16 protein-coding genes are annotated in these 17,639 nt (G+C 64.0%); 5 read left to right on the top strand and 11 right to left on the bottom strand.

The features are described from left to right. Positions 1-100 precede the first annotated feature (100 nt). Positions 101-1,039 (top strand): alpha/beta fold hydrolase, encoded by a 939-nt coding sequence (locus FFI89_RS17930; protein WP_138838803.1) that lies wholly within the window; start codon positions 101-103, stop codon positions 1,037-1,039. A gap of 60 nt (positions 1,040-1,099) precedes the next feature. On the opposite strand, the gene FFI89_RS17925 is transcribed toward FFI89_RS17930, so the two are convergent. From FFI89_RS17925 to FFI89_RS17910, 4 genes are all read right to left on the bottom strand, one after another. Further along, a complete protein-coding gene (locus FFI89_RS17925; protein ID WP_138838801.1) occupies positions 1,100-2,020 on the bottom strand; it encodes a septal ring lytic transglycosylase RlpA family protein in 921 nt (306 codons plus the stop codon). A gap of 751 nt (positions 2,021-2,771) precedes the next feature. After that, entirely contained in the window at positions 2,772-3,875 is a 1,104-nt protein-coding gene (locus FFI89_RS17920) for an MlaD family protein (protein WP_138838799.1), read from the bottom strand. A 5-nt stretch (positions 3,876-3,880) separates the two neighbouring features. Beyond that, the gene (locus tag FFI89_RS17915) at positions 3,881-4,660 is read right to left on the bottom strand and encodes an ABC transporter ATP-binding protein (protein WP_138838797.1); all 780 of its coding nucleotides are present in this window, start codon (positions 4,658-4,660) and stop codon (positions 3,881-3,883) included. A 2-nt stretch (positions 4,661-4,662) separates the two neighbouring features. Next, positions 4,663-5,799, bottom strand: a complete 1,137-nt coding sequence (locus tag FFI89_RS17910; RefSeq protein ID WP_138838795.1) for an ABC transporter permease — start codon at positions 5,797-5,799, stop codon at positions 4,663-4,665. A 172-nt stretch (positions 5,800-5,971) separates the two neighbouring features. Between FFI89_RS17910 and FFI89_RS17905 the strand changes: the two genes are divergently transcribed. Genes FFI89_RS17905 through FFI89_RS17895 form a run of 3 tightly spaced genes read left to right on the top strand, consistent with a single transcriptional unit; the run spans position 5,972 to position 7,201 of the window. Further along, complete coding sequence (locus FFI89_RS17905) at positions 5,972-6,247, top strand: hypothetical protein (protein WP_138839368.1); 276 nt, start codon at positions 5,972-5,974, stop codon at positions 6,245-6,247. 1 nt (position 6,248) lies between these two features. Next, the gene (locus FFI89_RS17900; protein WP_138838793.1) at positions 6,249-6,737 is read left to right on the top strand and encodes a phage holin family protein; all 489 of its coding nucleotides are present in this window, start codon (positions 6,249-6,251) and stop codon (positions 6,735-6,737) included. Between the two features lie 53 nt (positions 6,738-6,790). After that, a complete protein-coding gene (locus tag FFI89_RS17895; protein WP_138838791.1) occupies positions 6,791-7,201 on the top strand; it encodes a hypothetical protein in 411 nt (136 codons plus the stop codon). Positions 7,202-7,280: 79 nt separating this feature from the next. On the opposite strand, the gene FFI89_RS17890 is transcribed toward FFI89_RS17895, so the two are convergent. Continuing rightward, positions 7,281-9,974, bottom strand: coding sequence for a bifunctional acetate--CoA ligase family protein/GNAT family N-acetyltransferase (locus FFI89_RS17890; protein ID WP_138838789.1), 2,694 nt, complete (start codon positions 9,972-9,974; stop codon positions 7,281-7,283). Positions 9,975-10,300: 326 nt separating this feature from the next. Between FFI89_RS17890 and FFI89_RS17885 the strand changes: the two genes are divergently transcribed. Further along, complete coding sequence (locus FFI89_RS17885) at positions 10,301-10,507, top strand: DUF2892 domain-containing protein (protein WP_138838787.1); 207 nt, start codon at positions 10,301-10,303, stop codon at positions 10,505-10,507. 33 nt (positions 10,508-10,540) lie between these two features. On the opposite strand, the gene FFI89_RS17880 is transcribed toward FFI89_RS17885, so the two are convergent. The 6 genes from FFI89_RS17880 to FFI89_RS17855 all read right to left on the bottom strand — a co-directional run bounded on the left by FFI89_RS17880 (position 10,541) and on the right by FFI89_RS17855 (position 17,388). Further along, positions 10,541-12,391, bottom strand: coding sequence for an alpha/beta hydrolase (locus FFI89_RS17880; RefSeq protein ID WP_138838785.1), 1,851 nt, complete (start codon positions 12,389-12,391; stop codon positions 10,541-10,543). Between the two features lie 46 nt (positions 12,392-12,437). Continuing rightward, positions 12,438-12,806 carry a hypothetical protein gene (locus FFI89_RS17875; protein WP_138838783.1) on the bottom strand — a complete coding sequence of 123 codons (369 nt, stop codon included), beginning with the start codon at positions 12,804-12,806 and terminating at the stop codon, positions 12,438-12,440. A gap of 179 nt (positions 12,807-12,985) precedes the next feature. Next, positions 12,986-13,819, bottom strand: coding sequence for a universal stress protein (locus FFI89_RS17870; protein WP_138838781.1), 834 nt, complete (start codon positions 13,817-13,819; stop codon positions 12,986-12,988). Between the two features lie 133 nt (positions 13,820-13,952). After that, the gene (locus FFI89_RS17865) at positions 13,953-14,804 is read right to left on the bottom strand and encodes a CHAD domain-containing protein (RefSeq protein ID WP_168212924.1); all 852 of its coding nucleotides are present in this window, start codon (positions 14,802-14,804) and stop codon (positions 13,953-13,955) included. 44 nt (positions 14,805-14,848) lie between these two features. Beyond that, the gene (locus tag FFI89_RS17860; protein ID WP_138838777.1) at positions 14,849-16,408 is read right to left on the bottom strand and encodes a bifunctional aminoglycoside phosphotransferase/ATP-binding protein; all 1,560 of its coding nucleotides are present in this window, start codon (positions 16,406-16,408) and stop codon (positions 14,849-14,851) included. After that, positions 16,405-17,388: a zinc-dependent alcohol dehydrogenase family protein gene (locus tag FFI89_RS17855; protein WP_138838774.1), complete on the bottom strand. Its 984-nt coding sequence runs from the start codon at positions 17,386-17,388 to the stop codon at positions 16,405-16,407. The genes FFI89_RS17860 and FFI89_RS17855 overlap by 4 nt, the downstream gene beginning before the upstream one ends. Between the last annotated feature and the right edge of the window lie 251 nt (positions 17,389-17,639).

The raw sequence follows: 17,639 nt of genomic DNA, 5'->3' as shown, positions 1-17,639 counted from the left end.
CTCGCCGCCGTGTCGATCCGATTGCAGCGCCGGTTGGACGACCGTATCGTGCGGATACTCCAATTTCCCGACAAAATACGAAAATCAGGGCGGAAACGCGATGCCATCCACACGCACCATTTCCGCCAACGGGATCGAGCAGTTTCTCCTTGAGCAGGGCCAGGGTCCGCTGGTCGTGCTCTGCCATGGCTGGCCCGAACTGTCCTATTCGTGGCGGCACCAGATCGCTGCGATCGCCGACGCCGGCTTTCATGTCGTGGCCCCCGACATGCGCGGGTTTGGCGGGACCAGCGCGCCCGACGACATCAGCGCCTACAGTATCTTCGACATGGTCGGCGACATGGTCGGCCTGGTCACGGCGCTTGGCGAAACGCAGGCCGTCATCGTCGGCCACGACTGGGGTGCGCCGGTCGCCTGGCATGCGGCGCTGTTCCGCCCGGACATGTTCACCAAGGTCGCGGGTCTCAGCGTTCCCCCGCCCTTTCGCGGTCGCGCCCGGCCGCTCGACAGCCTCAGCGCCGGTGGCGTCACCAATTTCTACTGGCAGTATTTCCAGACGCCCGGGGTCGCCGAGGCCGAATTCGAGCGCGACGTCGCCGCCACCATGCGCAAGATCCTCGGGCGCGGCGTCTCCGATCCCGCCGCGCTGTTCGTCAGCGAGGACAAGGGCTTTCTCGGCAACATCCCGCCTGTCCTGACCCTGCCGGACTGGCTCAGCGAAGCCGACATCGCTACCTTCGCCGACGCCTACCAAAAGTCCGGCTTCCGCGGTGGGTTGAACTGGTACCGCAATCTCGACCGCAACTGGGACCTGACCGCCCCCTGGCAGGGCGCGCAAATCCATCAGCCGTCATTGTTCATCGCAGGATCGAGGGATTCGGTCATTACCGGGCTGATCGGCGCCAAGCGCGTCACGGAACTGGACCGGGCGCTGCCGAATCTGCAGCACAAGCTAATCATCGAGGGCGCAGGTCACTGGGTGCAGCAGGAGCGCCCGGACGAGGTCAACGCAGCGTTGATCGCCTTCTTGAAGGGCTAAAGCGTTTTCGAGCGAAGTGGGAACCGGTTCGCGTGAAGAAAACGCGTCAAACTAACGACTCTAGTAAAGGCCGCGGCCGCTGAGCACTTCGCTCGGACCGCGTGGGTCGACCGGCAGATAGGCTGCGGTCGGGGCCGCATAATTCGCGTCGTTCTCATAGGAAACGGCGCGCGGGTTTTCGAGCGCCCGACCACGGGAACGGCTGGACGCCGACATTTCCGAGGTCGCATTGATCGAGGCGTAGTCGGCCGAACTGTTGCCGAGGCTATAGGGGCGGCCTTCCGGCATTGGAACCTCGCCCCGGATCCGGCCTGAGGAGGACGGCAGCTCGGGCACGAACGGCCGTGCTGAGGCGATTCGGACCGTCGACGGCGACGGCGCGGGAACGCCGGTCCGCAAGGTTGCGATCAACTGGCGGTCGTCGGAGCCCTCGAGGGGGGCCCGTCCGACATATTCAACCCGAACCTTGGCGACGCCATTTCCTTTGAAATCAAGGAGTTCGGCGGCCTTGTTCGAGACGTCTATGAGGCGGTTGCCGTGGTACGGGCCGCGATCGTTGACACGAACGATCAGGGATTTGCCGTTCCGAAGGTTGGTCACCCGCGCATAGCTCGGCATCGGCAGGGTCGGATGGGCCGCCGTCAGCGAGCCCATGTCGAACACTTCGCCATTGGCGGTCAGCCGGCCGTGGAAATCATCGCCATACCAGGAGGCCATGCCCTCAGCGCGATACTCGGTATCTTCCTCGGGGACGTAAACCCGGCCCCCGACGGTGTAGGGCTTGCCGACGCGATAGGTACCGCCACCCTTCGGCACGGGGTCGCCCAGCGCCACCACGCGGGGGCTGGAGGAGACGCCGTATTTGGGATCGACACGGCTGGCGAATTTGTTCGACGAGGCGCAGTTGGCGAGGACGAGGCACGCTGCCACCGCCGCAGCGCCACGCGCCAGCACAATCGATTTTGACCGCCGAATCCCCATTCGCCCCAATTACCATTCCAGCGGCCGGACACCTGCGTTGAGGTAGCCACGACCTTGAATCACGATACGGCCCACCTCCGCATCAAGTCATAAAGATATCGCAACCCGAACGCGGCGGAAATGGGGTCAGCGCCTGCGTGGTGAATGAATGGTTGCCGTGCGGATCCGTCGAAATACCGAAGCTGCCGCCCGTAAAATGCGCCCGGCCCGCCCCCGCCTGTCCTAGTTTCAGACGACTGTTGCAGCAAATCATCACTCGGGTGCGATCTTGGATTCCGCCCTGTGAATCTTTTTGACTGTGCAACGGCGCGGTCGTTTGGTGCGTGCGGGGCGCAAAAGGACTTTGCGATGATTGAGACGGTAACTGCTGTGATGGGCCTGGTGAGCGCCGGGATTTTCCTCGCCCATGCTTTCGAAGGTTTTCGTTCCAGGGCCTGATTTTCGGCTGCTTTAAGGCTAGGTGGATCGCTGAAAAGCGCGCCACCAGCCCCTTTGGGAAGTTACGAAAGCTTTAATCAATTCGGACGAGCATCGTGAGCGTGAGGTGTATCATGCGCAACCACGACTATGTCTCCAACGGATTCCTCGCATTGACCACAGCCAGCCTCGTGCTGCTGTGTTCGAGTTTGCTGGCCTTTGCGTTCGGCTAGAACCACGGCGTCGACCGGGGGCTGTTCCCTCGCCCGAATTGCCGCTTTCCCCGGTCGCACGCCCTGTACATAAAGAACCTCGAATAGGCGCCTGCCGTCGCTCAGATCGCACCAACGGTCCACGCGATCATGTCTTTCGCGATCCGGCCGAACACGTCGCTGAACGCGGCGACGGCCGGCGCCGGCGCAACTGAATCGATTTTCTCGCTATCTTCAAACAGGCGGGAGACGACAACCTTGCCGTTCTTGTCGACAATCCGCGCTGACAATCCGATCTCGACCGCCGGCTGCTGGTCGAGCGCAATCCGGAACCGTCTGACATCGATCAGCAACTGAAACTCGGGTTGGCCCAGATCCGCCACGCGCAGCGGAGCGTGCGCGAGGTCGTAATTCTCGAAACTCTCGATCAGCCGCGCCTGGATCAGTTTTGGCAGCGCATCAGCCCACATCGCCTCGGCAAAACCCGGAACTTCCTGGGGCGGCGAAAACAGAAAACGCTGCGTCTCCAGCATCACCACCGCGGTGGGTTCGGGAATGGCCCATGGCACGTTGATGGTCTTGCCGGCGGCGCCGGCGCTTGGCACCGCGCGCAGATCGTAGGTGATTTTCGGCGGCGGCGCGGTGACGCCGGTCATGCGTTCGAGGCCGGCGACGATGCCGTCGAGCTTGCCGGTGTTGCGCGCCAGGCCTTCCGAAAAAATCTTGAAATTGCCGATGGTGTCCTTCAGCGCGTCGGAATTCTCCGTCAGCACCGAATCCACCTTGCGCAGCGCGTCGCGCGCGGCCTGGGTCATGCCCTGTCCGGCGCCGGGTTCGGCGATCAGCGTCGGCACTTCGCCGTTGTTCGCCAGCATCCTGCCGCCTTCCATCGCGATGACGGGAACGCCGGTCAGGCCCTGGAACTCGAGGCCGACCTTGGTGTCGGCGCGCACCGGCGTCGTCGTCGTCACCGAGATGGTAGCATTGACGCGGCGCGGATTGTCCGGCGCGAGGCCGAGATCCGTCACCTCGCCGACACGGATACCGTTGAACAGCACGCCGGCGCCGATCAACAGGCCAGGCACCGGGCCATCGAACTGGATGTGATAGGCGATGCGCGGACCGAGCCCGCCGGTGTTGTGGAGCCAGTAGACGAAGCCGAACACGGCGACGATGGCCGCCAGGACGAAAGCGCCGACAACAGCGAAGGGAGCGCGGGTTTCCATCTGTGTTAACTCGCTTTGGGTTGCAGCATCTGGGAGCGCTTGCCGTGAAAATAGGCCCGCACCCAGGGATGCCCGGATTGAAGCAGTTCGCGCATCGCTCCGACGGCGACGATCTTGCCATCCGCCAGTGCCGCGACGCGGTCGCAGACCACATTGAGGCTGGCAAGGTCATGGGTGACCATGAACACCGTTAGTCCCAGCGTTTTCTGCAATGTCTTGATCAGCGTATCGAATTCGCCGGCCGCGATCGGGTCGAGCCCCGAGGTCGGCTCGTCGAGGAATACGATCGCCGGATCAAGCGCGAGCGCCCGCGCCAGCGCCACACGCTTGGTCATGCCGCCGGACAGTTCGGACGGAAACCTGTCGCCATCCTCCGGCCTGAGTCCGACCATTTCCAGTTTCGCGGTGGCGATCTCGTCCATCAGCGGCTGCGACATCACAAGGTTTTCACGCAGCGGAAACTGAACGTTCTGCCGCACCGTGAGCGACGAGAACAGCGCGCCCTGCTGGAACAGCACGCCCCATCGGCCGGCCGCACTCTGCGTGACCAGTTGATTGGCGCCGCCGATCATGGCGCCCATCACCTCGATGTCTCCGCTCCGCCGCGGAATCAGGCCGATGATGGTTCGCATCAGCACCGACTTGCCGCCGCCGGAAGCGCCGACCAGACCGAGGATTTCACCGCGGCGGACATCCAGCGTCAGATGGTCGATCACGACTTGCCGGCCAAAACCGACCACAAGGTCATGCACACGAATGGCAAACTCGGGGAGCTGCTCCTGCATCGTTACATTCCGATCGATGCAAAGAAGATCGCAAACAGGCCGTCGAGCACGATCACCAGGAAGATCGACTTCACCACCGACGTCGTGGTCTGCTTGCCGAGCGACTCCGCACTTCCCTTCACCCGCAGGCCTTCGCTGCAGGCGACGATGCCGATCACCAGCGCCATGAACGGCGCCTTGAGGATGCCGACCTCGAAATGGGTGACGGAAACCGCGTCGTGCAGCCGCGCGAGGTAGATTGGCGGCCCCATGCCGCCATAGAACTGCGCCACCAGGCCGCCCCCATAGAGCGCGGCGAGCGAGCCGATGAAGCTGAGGATCGGCAGCGCACAGACCAACGCGATGACGCGCGGCAGGATCAGCACTTCGACCGGATCGAGGCCCATGGTGGACAGGGCGTCGATTTCCTCGCGCATCTTCATCGCGCCAAGCTCGGCGGTATAGGCGCTTCCCGAACGGCCGGCGACCATGATGGCAACGATCAGGACGCCGAGTTCGCGCAGCACCAGAATGCCGACCATGTCGACGACATAGGAATCCGCGCCGAATTTCCGAAAATGGAAAAAGCCCTGCTGGGCGATGATGGCGCCGATCAGGAAGGTGATCAGCACCACAATCGGGATCGCCTGCCAGCCGACCCGGTAGAGCTGATAGACCAATGACGTGATCCGCAGCGATCGAGGTCGGCGCAGCACGCCGATTAGGGCCATGAACAGCGAGCCCAGCATCTGCAGGAACGCACTCACATCACCCGTCGCGCTGATGGCGGAGCGGCCGACGTCGTTGAGTTTGACCACGACCGGGTTGAGGGGCCGGACCGGCGCCGGGTTGTGGCGGTTGACCTGATGGACTTCCTCGATCAGGCCGGCGTAATTGTCAGCCACACCGACGACCTCGGCGCGATGGCCGGCCGACGCCACCCGACGCGACATCTTCTCCAGCATCCAGGCGCCGAGCGTGTCGAGCTCGCGCAAATCAGTCATGTCGACCTTGACGCTGGGGGCCTGGTCGAGCTGCGGCGTCACGTCGCTGGAGAGGCTTTCCAGCACAGCGGCATTGACCGCGGTCCAGGATCCGCCCGGCCGAAGCTCAAGCGTGTCTCCAGACGGGGTGGCCGTAAGCACAGGTGCGGACGTCAAGATGATGTTCCCCCAACTGGATAGCACCCTCTTCTAGGTGGCGGCGCGACACCGATGTTGACCTGCCTCAAGGCACTCATGCCTTCCCGGCACGCCGCCTGTTGACTCAAATCAATGGCAAATATGCCGGCGCCCGTAGAGTTCGCCTCGTCAAGCAATGCGAGTGGACGCGATGTTCAGATCGAGCGAACTGGGTGACGAGCTGCAAGCGCTCGAAAGCGAGGTATCGCGCCTTTTGAATCCGAGTGGCGACGATATTTTCGACGCCGCGAAGAGCCGCGCGGGCGCGCTGGCCGACCAGATCAAGGCCGCACTGGCCGAGCTCGGCGAGACCTTGTGTGAGGAAGAAGGGCACGTCGAACGGTTGATCGCCGAACGCCCGATCGCGACCATGGCTTCGGCTTTCGCGCTCGGCGTCGTCATCGGCTTCATGCTGAGGAGAAACTGACGTGAACAGCGACAACGTCGTCAAGAACCTGCGCGCGCTGTGGCGGACCGATCGTATCATCGCCGAACTGCGGATGCGGCACATGCTGGTCGGACTTGGCCTGCGGGCATTTGCCGCGCTGATCGCAGCTTTCGGCCTGCTGATGCTGGAACTGGCGGCCTATTTCGCGCTGGTGCAGATCTGGAGCGCAATTTCAGCGGCCGCGGTCCTCGGGGCGGTCAATTTCGTGATTGCAGCGGTCCTGTTCGTGATCGCGGGTAGGCCGCCTGCGGGGCGTGAACTCGAACTCGCAAACGAAATTCACGGATCGGCGGTCGAAGCGCTGCAGACCGAGGCGCGGGGCATGCAACAGCAATTCGCCGGCATGGTCCATCATCCCCTCAACAGCGCGCTGCCGCTCATTCTGCTGCCGCTGATCACGATCATCGTCAAAAGCCTGAAAAAATCCAGGGCGGCCCCTGTGGCTGCCGCCACACCCGAACAGAGCTGATCGCCGCGGAGGCACGCGCCTCACGCCCGCCATACCAGGGAGCCCCCACCGACATGTCCGAGACCCATCGCCAACCGATCCTGAACGCATCCCTGCCGGCGCAGTTCCGGCAGATCCGCATCGCGCTTGCCCGCGAACCCGGCCATCCCGACGGCGATGCCGAAGTGGCGTATATCCTGGTGGCGCCGCTCGACGCCGGGGACCGCATCGATGCCAAGCTGTGGAAGGCCCATCGCGAGGCCTGCCGTGTGGCGCGTGAGCGCCCATACGAGCAGGAAAGGCTCGGCCACCTCGTTCACCGACAAGGCGGCGGCTGGGCATTCCATTATGATGGCGAACATGCGCCGGCCGACGACTTCGGATATCACTTCAAGGATGAGCGCTTCATCGTCGGCGAATATGTCTCGATCAACGAGCAGGGCAAGATGCACACCTATCGCGTGACGACAGTGTCGTATCTCTGACGACGGGTATACGCCACGGAAGCGGACTAACAGCCGCGAGAACATGGTCGTGGTCTCGCGGCGCGCCTTGCAAGAATGATCAGAGCGTGAGCCTGACGTCGCAGATGTCGTGCTCGACCGGATCCGTCTTGACCTCGAAGCCGAGGCTGCGGCACATCGCCAGCATCACCGTGTTGTCGGCCAGCACGTCGCCCGAGATGGTCTTCAGCCCTTCGGCGCGCGCATATTCGATAATCATCTGCATCAGGGCCCAGCCAAGTCCCCTGCCCTTGAGATCGGATCGCAGCAGGATCGCGTATTCGCCGCTCTCATAGATCGAGTCCGAATGAATCCGGACCACGCCGACCAGTTCGTTGGTGGCTTCGTCGAATGCGACAAAGGCCATCGCGCGGGCGTAATCGAGCTGGGTCATGCGCGCGATGAATTCGTGGGAAAAATGCTTCATCGGCGCGAAGAACCGCAGCCGCAAATCCTGCAGGGTGACATGCTGCAACAGCTCATGGATCAGCGGTTCATCCTCGGGACGGATCGGGCGGACGAATACCCGCCATCCCTCCTTGATCGTGAGATGGCGCTGCCATTGCGACGGATAGGGCCGCACGGCGAAATTCGCCGGCCCGGAGCCTCGGAACTTGCGCTCCACGCGACCGACTGCGACGCGGGCATCGATCGCAAGCACGCCGTTCTCATCGGCCAGCAGCGGATTGATGTCGAGTTCGCGGATTTCCGGAATGTCGGCCGCCATCTGCGCCAGTTTGACCAGAACCATCGCGACCGAGTCCTGCTTCACCGCCGGCACGTCGCGATAGGCGCGCAACAGCCGCGACACGCGGGTGCGCTCGATCAGGCTGCGCGCCAGTTGCAGATCGAGCGGCGGCAGCGCCAGCGCCTTGTCGTTGATGATTTCGACGGCAATCCCGCCGTGGCCGAACACGACGACGGTGCCGAAGGTCGGATCGTCGGCGAGGCCGAGAATGAGCTCGCGGGCCTTCGCCCGCACCACCATCGCCTGCACCATCACGCCTGAAATCCGGGCGTCCGGCCGCATCGATCGCGCCCGCGCCAGGATCTCGGTTGCCGCCCGCCGTACCGCGTCGGCGCCGGTGAGGTTGAGCACGACGCCGCCGACGTCGGATTTGTGCGTGATATCGCGCGACATGATCTTGAGCACGACGGTCGAGCCTTGCGCGAAGATTGCCTCGGCATGGGCCACGGCCTCCTCGGCATCGGCAGCGGCAAAGATCGGCACCATGGCGATGTCGTAGGCATCGAACAGCCGCTTGATCTCGATCGGGTCGAGCCAGTGGCGGCCGTCGGCCAGCGCTGCCTCGACAATTCTCCGGGCCGCGTCGATGTCGGGCGCGAACTCGCTCGGCATCGCCGGCGGCACCTGCGCCAGCGCCTCCACCGCCTCGCGGTGCCGTATCAGGTGCATGAAGCCACGCACCGCGTCGTCTTCGGTCGGATAGCTGGGGATCCCCGCGCCGCTCAGGAGATCACCGATCGCCGGCTCCGAGCCGACCCAGGCCGCCAGCACCGGTTTCGGCGACATCCGATGCGAAGTGCGGTAATTCCGGACCACGTCAGTCACGGCCGCGGCAATCTCGTCGGCGCGAGCGATCGCGGTCTGCACGTTCATGACCAGCACAGCGTCGTTGCCGGGATCGGCCAGCAATATTTCGAGCGCCGCCGCGTAGCGCGCGGCGTCCGCATCGCCGACGATATCGACCGGGTTCGAGCCCGACCAGGTCGGCGGCAATACCGCGTCGAGCTTGGCCTTGATTTCCGGAGCGATGGTGGCGGGAATTCCGCCGAGGTCAACCAGACGATCGACCGCGAGCACGCCGATGCCGCCGCCGTTGGTCAGGATCGCCAGCCGCTTGCCCGGCGGCGCTTTGAGCCGCCCGAGCGTTTCGGCGCAGTCGAACAGTTCGCGCAGATCGGAAACGCGGAGGATGCCCGCGCGGAGGAATGCGGCGTCGTAGACCGCGTCCGATCCGGCCAGCGCGCCGGTATGGGTCGCGGCCGCTTTGGCACCCTGCGCCATGCGGCCGGATTTGACCACGACGACGGGCTTGATCCGGGCGGCGGCACGCGCCGCCGACATGAACTTGCGCGCATCCTTGATCGCTTCGATGTAGAGCAGGATGGCGTTGGTCTTTTCGTCCATCGCGAAATAATCGAGCAGGTCGGCGATGTCGACGTCGAGCTGATCGCCGATCGACACAATGCCGGAAAAGCCGACCGCGCGCTGCGCCGCCCAATCCACCATGGCCGCGGCAATAGCGCCGGACTGCGAGATCAGCGCCAGGCTTCCCTTTTCCGGCATATGCGCGGAAAAGCTCGCATTGAGGCCGGCGTTGGGCATCATGATGCCGAGGCAGTTCGGTCCGATCAGCCGCATGCCGTATTTCTGCGCCGCTTTTTCAGACTCGTCCGCCAACGAACCCGGACCATGGCCGAGCCCGGCGCTGACAATGACCGCGCCCGCGGCACCGCAACGGCCTGCCTCGTCGATCAAGCCGGGAATCGATTTTGCCGGCGTGGTGATGACAACCAGTTCCGGCGCAAAACCTAGCTTTTCGAGGCTATCGGCCGCGGTGACGCCGTCGATCTCGGGATAGCGCGGGTTTACCAGGGCGAATTCGCCCTTGAACTGCGCCTTGCGAATATTGCTGAGAATGGCGCGGCCGACCGAGCCCTGGCGCGGACTGGCGCCGACGAGCGCGACCGATCGGGGCGACAGCAGATGTTTCAGGCGATAGGTCGACATCGGTGTTTGTTATCCGGCCGGTGCCGGCCTTTGTGAACCAGTCGCGTGGCGTGTGCAACGAGTCGCTGGAGCGGGAAGAGCTCGCCTCGGATCGCCGTCCCGTTCGCTGGTTTTGTTGGAGTCCAGTCTTGTCGAAAGACCGGCACTCGGTGTCGCCTAACCCGCGCCGGCGCGATGGTGTAACCCGGCACGATCTCGGCCAGATGACAGATCCGCGCCTGTCTTCTCTACGAGTTGTGGGCCAGTCGGCGTTGCGACAGATCAAGGCCCAGTCCGGCGGCGTATGCGACAGTTGTGTGGCGTTCATTCATCCGAGGAGACGTACCATGCCGGTAAATGTCGGAACGATCGATCAGTATGTGCGCATCGTGGTCGGGTTGGCCTTGGTTGCCTATGCTCTCCAGGACGGGCTTTCGATTCAGGGATGGCACTGGGCCGGCCTGATCGGGCTGGTGCTGTTGGTGACCGCGTTCTTCAAGAGCTGCCCGCTCTATACCGTGCTGGGCTTTTCGAGCCGCTCCGCGCGTCAGTAGACCGGCGGCTTCGCCAGATACGATACGACGAGCTTATTGGCGAACATAGTCACCGGGCGCGTCGGGCAGGCCTTGCCCGTCCGCGAGCCTGATACCCATCGGCGGCGGCGCGACCGGTTCTCCTGATTGTGCCGCCAGCCATCGCGTCCATTCCGGCCACCACGATCCCTCGACCGGCTGCACCGTCTTCAGCCAATCGTCAGGACCGGTATAGGCATCGTGGGCGGCCTTGGTCTTGATCCGGTAGGTGTGCCCCTGCTCGCCGGGCGGCGCCACGATGCCCGCATTGTGGCCGCCGCTGGTCAGAACGAAAGTGATGTCGGCATCGGCCTGGTGGTTGATCTTGTAGACCGACTTCCACGGCGCGACGTGATCGCGAACCGTGCCGACCACGAACATCGGCATGTGAATATCGGACAGCGACACCGGCTTGTCCTCGACCAGATAGCGGCCCTCGGCGAGGTCATTGTTGAGGAACAGCTTGCGCAGATATTCCGAATGCATCCGGTACGGCAGCCGGGTGGCGTCCGCATTCCACGCCATCAAATCGTTCGGCGTCGCCCGCTCGCCCATCAGGTAGTCACGGGTCAACCGCGACCAGATCAGATCGTTGGAACGCAGCAACTGGAACGCGCCGGCCATCTGCGTGGTGTCAAGCACGCCGCGCTCCCACATCATGTCTTCGAGGAACGCGATCTGGCTTTCGTTGATGAACAAGGTCAGTTCGCCTGCCTCGGTAAAATCGGTTTGCGCCGCCAGCAGGGTCACCGACTTCAGGCGGTCGTCGCCGTCGCGCGCCATGGTGGCTGCGGCGATCGACAGCAACGTGCCGCCAAGGCAATAGCCCAGCGCGTGGACCCGATGGCCGGGCGTGATAGCTCCGATCATGTCGAGAGCCGCCTCAACGCCGAGCCTGCGATAATCGTCGAAGGCAATGTCGCGGTCCTCGGCGCCGGGGTTGCGCCATGAGATCATGAACACGGTGAAGCCTTCACCGGTCAGGTATTTCACCAGCGAGTTCTGCGGCGACAGATCCAGAATGTAATACTTCATGATCCAGGCCGGCACGATCAGCACCGGTTCCGGATGCGTCTTGGCGGTGGTCGGATCATACTGGATCAGTTCGATCAGCGCGTTGCGAAACACCACCTTGCCGCGCGACGTCGCCACGGTTTCGCCGACGACGAAATCGCCGGCCTTGACCGGATCCTTGCCCGCCGACAACAGCCGCATCCAGTCGCTGCAGAGATTCTGCCAACCGGACACGAAGTTCGCGCCGCCGCTCAGCAGCGCCTTGTTCAGGACCTCCGGATTGGTCGCGGCAAAGTTCGACGGCGACAGCACGTCCAGCATCTGCCGTACCGAAAACTCGACGATCGCTTCGTTCTGTTTCGAAACACCGCGCACGCCCCTGGTGGCGTCGTGCCACCATTGCTCGCCGAGCAAAAACGCCTGCGCCATCAGATTGAAGGGCGGCTTTTCCCATTCCGGCCGGGCAAAACGCCGGTCCTGCGGCTGCGGTTCGATCAGGGCCCAGGGCCGCTGTCCCGGCGAAAAGGCGCGTTGCGCGGCGCCAACCAGCTTGTTCGCATTCGCCGCCGCTTCTTGGAAAATCTCGATCTGCCGCTGCGGCGATATTGCCAGATGCGAAAGCCAGTCGGTATAGGCCAACAGCAACGCCACCGGCGAAATGCCGCCGCTCAGCCGCGCCAGCATCGCGTGAAACGCTCGATCTGCCTGATAGGTCTCTGTCTCCTGCTGCGCCGGTGCGGTCCGCGGCTCGGGCAGCGCCGCCGGTTGCCGGTCATCGCCCCCGCCCGGGACCTGGGTACGAAACGGCAGGACGGTGGCTTCCGCCGTCGGCAGGGTCGGTTGTGGCTGCATGCTGTCTATCGCTGGTCTGTTTCAACGGATGCCGGATAGCCGCCCGTCAATTCAAGGGATCGCCGCTGATCAGGTGGGACGTCGTCGCGATGATCCGCTCGCCATGCCTGAACAGCCGCTCGGAGTCACGACGCAGGAAGTCGAGCTGGTGCTGGCCGCATTCCCGGCACATCGTGTTGACGTCCTTGACGGAATGTGCGCCCGCCATCTTTGCAGCGAATTCGGTGAAAAGCTTCATCTCGGTCCGTGTCCGCTCCAGCATCTCGTCGGTGTAGAACACGAATTCCTCGAACATCAGCTTTTGAGCGCCGATCATGAATTCCACAGCATTCCGGTTCAACTGCGAGGCTTGCACCTCGCCGTTGGCAGCCGATTCTTGCGAACCGGAAACAACCTGTTCAGACAGTTCGGTCATGGCGATCTCCGATTTCAGGGGTCTCGGGAAAGGATAGCGGCGGGCATCCATCGGGACATTGAGATGCATCAAACCGGTCGCCCAGCAAGACTGCGACGGGAACGTCGGTTCCATGACACCTCGCGCCACGGCAAGGCGCATTTGCCGCGCTCCGCAGACTGTTGCGGCATGTCGGCCGATCAGTGCGACATCAGCACCGGGACCGTCATCGAGGCGAACATGTCCCGCGTGACGCCGCCCAGAATTCGCTCCTGCATCCGCGAATGGCCGAACCCGCCCATCACCAGCAGGCCGATATCGCTTTCAGCGGCGATCGACAGAATAGCGCCCTGGATATTGCCGCGGTCGACCCTCAACCGCTGGGCACGCGCCGCAATGCCGCGTCGGCCGAGATGGCCGACCAGATCGTTCGACGAAGCCGCACTTGCGTCCTCATTGACCGCGATCACGGTGACCGCCTTGGCTCCCATCAGGAATGGCATCGCATCGCGCACCGCGCGGGCGGCCAGCCGGCTGCCGTCCCAGGCAATGCCGACGTGACGGGTTTCGAGCGGTCCCTTGTGGGTGTGCGGAACCATCAGCATCGGTCCACCGGAATTGAACAGAATTCCCTGCGGAATGATGTTGTCATAACTGGCATTGCCGGCTTCCGGCTGCAGCACGATGGTCATGTCGTAAAGCCGCGACAGCGCGCCGATGTCCTGCTCGGCATCGGCAGGGATTGCCGTGAATGTCCGCGTGCCGTAATCGATCCCGGCAAGCTTGGCCTCGACCTCGAACACCGAGATCGCGGCATTTGCGCGCTCCTGGGCCCGCGCCTCCTCGAAACCCATGACCGCGGTAACAGCGGCGCTGCCGCCTTCTACCACCATCCCGACCGCGCTCATGGATTCGTAGCCGATCGCAACCGCATCGAGATGCGACCGACGCGCGGCCGCAAGCGCGATGGCAACGTCGATGACCGGCCTGACCGATCGCTCCGTCGGAACGTGGACCAACATATTTCTGAACATGGCCGTTCTCCCCGATATTGATGGGATCGCGCTGTGCGCGCGCTCCGAACGATGATAGAAAGACTAGCCGAGGCATCCGCGGCGGGCGTTGACGCACATCAAGCCCGGCGTCCGACGCTGGTCACAGGAGGCGTCAGCATGCTCCGGCCCGCTTCAGCTCGCGCCAGGCCTTGACCGCCGCGCTTCCGAGCTTTTCCTGCTGGCGACGATAGCCCGGCGGGCGGCCCTTGTCGCGCTTGGCAGCCGATGAGGGCGACAGTCCGGCAAAACGCTTGAGGTCGCGCAAATCGCCCAACGTGCGCTGCAGCCGTTTCGCCGCACTGTGCATGCGACGAATCTCGGCACGGCTGCGCGTCGTGAATATATTCGTCAATGCTTCCAGCATATAGCGGAAACGCTTGGCCCTGATCCGGAGACGGTGACGGCGCGCCGCGCCCAAGGTCGAAAGATGCCGCCCCTTGCGGATCAACCGCCGGCGCCAGCGGTTGAGTTCGCGCGCGCAATAGGCTTGCAGCGACTCCGCGTCACCGCGGCGGACGGTCGCTTCCCAGCGCGCCAGCCATGCCCCCTGCCTTGTCCAGACCGATAGCGCGTCGATCAGCCGCCGGGCGCGGGCCGACCGCAGGCAGCGCACCAGCTGCCGGTGATCCTGCGTCCGTCGCCGATGGAGATCCGCGCCGATCACGCGAACGGCCCAGGCCTGATAGCGCCTGCGGCTTGCATACTCCGTCATCACATCGCTGTCGCGCGCGGCCCCGAGCGCGGTGTTGAGCCAGGCGATTTCCTGCTTCAAACGAAGCCATTCCGCGTCGACCGCAATCGGCGCAAAGAACGCTACAGCGGCACGCAACCGGGTGATGGCGACCCGGATCCGGTGCACGGCCTCGGCATCGCCGGCACAAGCACTGCCGTGTTGCGCCTTGATGCCGGCAACGCAATCCTGTGCCATCTTGCGAAAGGCGCTCGCGCAATCGAGGCGGGCCATCCGGACGGCGTTCCGGCCGGAGGCTCTGGCTCGGCCGGCCAGCATCATCGCCCCACGGCCGGTGCGAGACCGGGCACGCCGGCACAGGCGCGGCGCAGCGTGTCGCCGGGCGCTCCGGAAGCATCGACCATTTGCCATTCCACATGGCCGGTCGCGAACGTCTCCTGCATCACGGCAACCTCGCGTGTGGCGTCCGACGCATCGCCCTGACGCCGTTCGATCCGGGCCATCCGGGTCGCAAGATCAGCCGTCAGGAACAGTCCGGAGAATGCAGCATTCTGTTTGCGTGCGATATCCGGGACGGCTGTCCGCTCCATCTCCTGGATGAAGGCCGCATCGAGCACGACCGAACAACCCTGGGCGAGAATTCGCTCCGCGGTCGACGACAGAAGATCATAGACGCGCTTGGTGGTCGCGGCTCGATAGGCAGTTTCCGGCAACGTCATGGTTTCGCTGACGCCAAACAGGCGCTTGCGAACCACATCCGAGCGGATCATAACGGCCCCCGGCGGCGGCCCGATCAGACCCGCCAGCTCGCGCGCGAGCACCGACTTGCCGGTTCCCGACAGGCCGCCGATCGCAATCAGGCGCGGCGGCTCCGGCTTGATGAGCCGCCCGGCCAGGTCGAAATAGCGCTTCGCTTCCTGCCAGGCTGCTTCGCCGTGTGCGGCCTGCTCGCTTCGAGTGAACAGCACGTGGGCGCGGATCGCCGCCCGCATCGACAGGAACAGCGGCAACAGGCCGAGGCCGTCGAGATCATCTTCCGCGCCGGAGAGATAGCGGTTGAAAAGCGCGTTGGCGGCGTGCAGCGCGCCGAAATGAACCAGATCCATCAGCGTGAAGGCGAGATCGTAGAGAATATCCGTAGTGGCGATCGACGGGTCGAATTCGATGGCGTCGAACAGCAGCGGCCGGCCGTTCACCAGCGCGATGTTGGCGAGATGGAGATCGCCGTGGCACCGCCGCACGAAGCCTTGTTTGACACGACGGCTGAGCAGGGTTTGCAGACGCTTGACGTAATCGTGGCTGGTCGCGTCGAGCCGGTCGATGGCGGCCGCATCGAGACCGCGCACCGCGTGGAACTTATCGGTGTTGCGGTCGATAATCTCCGGAATGGAATCAAGCCAGGTTTCGCCGCCGGCGCGTGGCGCCTTGTCGTGCGCTAGCAGGATCGTATCGGCCATCGCCAGCGCGAGCGGCTGATCGATAGCGTTCGCAGCCGCGATATGGTCGAGCGTCTGTGTCTCGTCGAAGCGCGCCATTTCGACCGCCCATTCGACCGGCACCCCGGCGCCGCCGATTGCAAGACCGCCGTCGCCGCCGCGCGTGATCGCGACCACGCCCCGGTAGATTTCCGGAGCGTTGCCGGCGTTGACCATCAGCTCCTCCTCGCAGGCAAGCCGGCGTTTTTCCAGCGTCGAGTAATCCAGGAAGGGCAGCTTCACGGCGCGCTTGATCTTCAGCACGCGGTTGCCGCCCAGGAACACCACGGAGGCGTGGGTGTCTATCCGCTTGAAACCGGAGGCATCGAGGAAACCGAGCACGTGCGCCTGGGTCGCGGCCTCGGAATCTTTCGCCAGCGCGGCTGCTGTCGGCGCCGTCATGGCTGCAGCACCGCGGCGCCGGTAATCTGTCCCGCGCGCAATTTCGCCAGCGCCTCGTTCGCCTGCTTCAGTGGGAAGACAGTGGTATGCGTCTTGATACCGGCTCGAGCCGCAACATTGAAAAATTCCACGCCGTCGCGGCGCGTCAAATTGGCGACCGAAACAAGTTGCCGCTCTTCCCACAGGATGTTGTAGGGGAACGAAGGAATATCCGACATGTGAATCCCGGCGCAAACCACGCGGCCACCCTTGCGCACGGCGCGCAACGCGATCGGCACCAGCGCGCCGACCGGCGCGTAAATGACGGCGGCGTCCAGAGGGACCGGCGGCTGCTCGTCCGATCCTCCCGCCCAATCCACTCCCAGCGATCGCGCCAGGCGCTGCGCTTCGATATCGCCAGCGCGCGTAAACGCATAGATCGAGCGTCCCTGCGAGCGAGCCACCTGGGCGATGATATGTCCGGCGGCACCAAAGCCATAAATTCCAAGATGCTTTCCCTCGCCCGCCATCACCAGGGAGCGCCAACCGATCAGGCCGGCACACAGCAAGGGCGCAATGGCAACGTCGTCGTCTGCCTCGCCGAGCGGAAAGCAATAGCGGGCGTCAGCGACCAGGTGGGAGGCAAAGCCTCCGTCGCACGTGTAGCCGGTAAATTGCGGACGATCGCACAAGTTCTCGCGGCCGTTCCTGCAATAGTCACATTGACCGCAGGTATACCCAAGCCAGGGAACGCCCACGCGCGTGCCGATTTCAAGGGCGGTTACCCCGTCACCGAGCGCCTCGACCCGGCCGACAACCTCGTGGCCGGGGATGATGGGAAAGGTTGGGACCGGCAAGTCTCCATCCACAACATGCAGATCGGTCCGGCACACGCCGCAAGCGCTGACCCTGATACGTACCGCGCCGGGCCCCGGCACCGGATCATCTCGTTCCTGAAACTGGAGCTGCAAACCGGGCGCCGTCAGAACCATTGCGCGCATGTCGTGGCAGTCCTCACATCAACGCGTGCACCGTACCCAACGTTACGAGATCGATTTTGATCCTGCTCAACGGGCTCAGCGCCACGCTCGCTAATATACTCCCGCCAGGACGGCTTGTCGGTTTTGAGAGCACCCCGAGCGCATCGGCGATGACCCGGCGGTCGATCTCCGGACCTACGCCAAGCGGAAACGGACCTGGGCCCCGATGCCAACCCGGCTGACGCAATCGACAAATTCGCGGCCGGTTTGCT

Source organism: Bradyrhizobium sp. KBS0727, assembly GCF_005937885.2.
Classification (GTDB): Bacteria; Pseudomonadota; Alphaproteobacteria; order Rhizobiales; family Xanthobacteraceae; genus Bradyrhizobium.
This window is presented reverse-complemented; position numbering and strand designations above follow the sequence as displayed.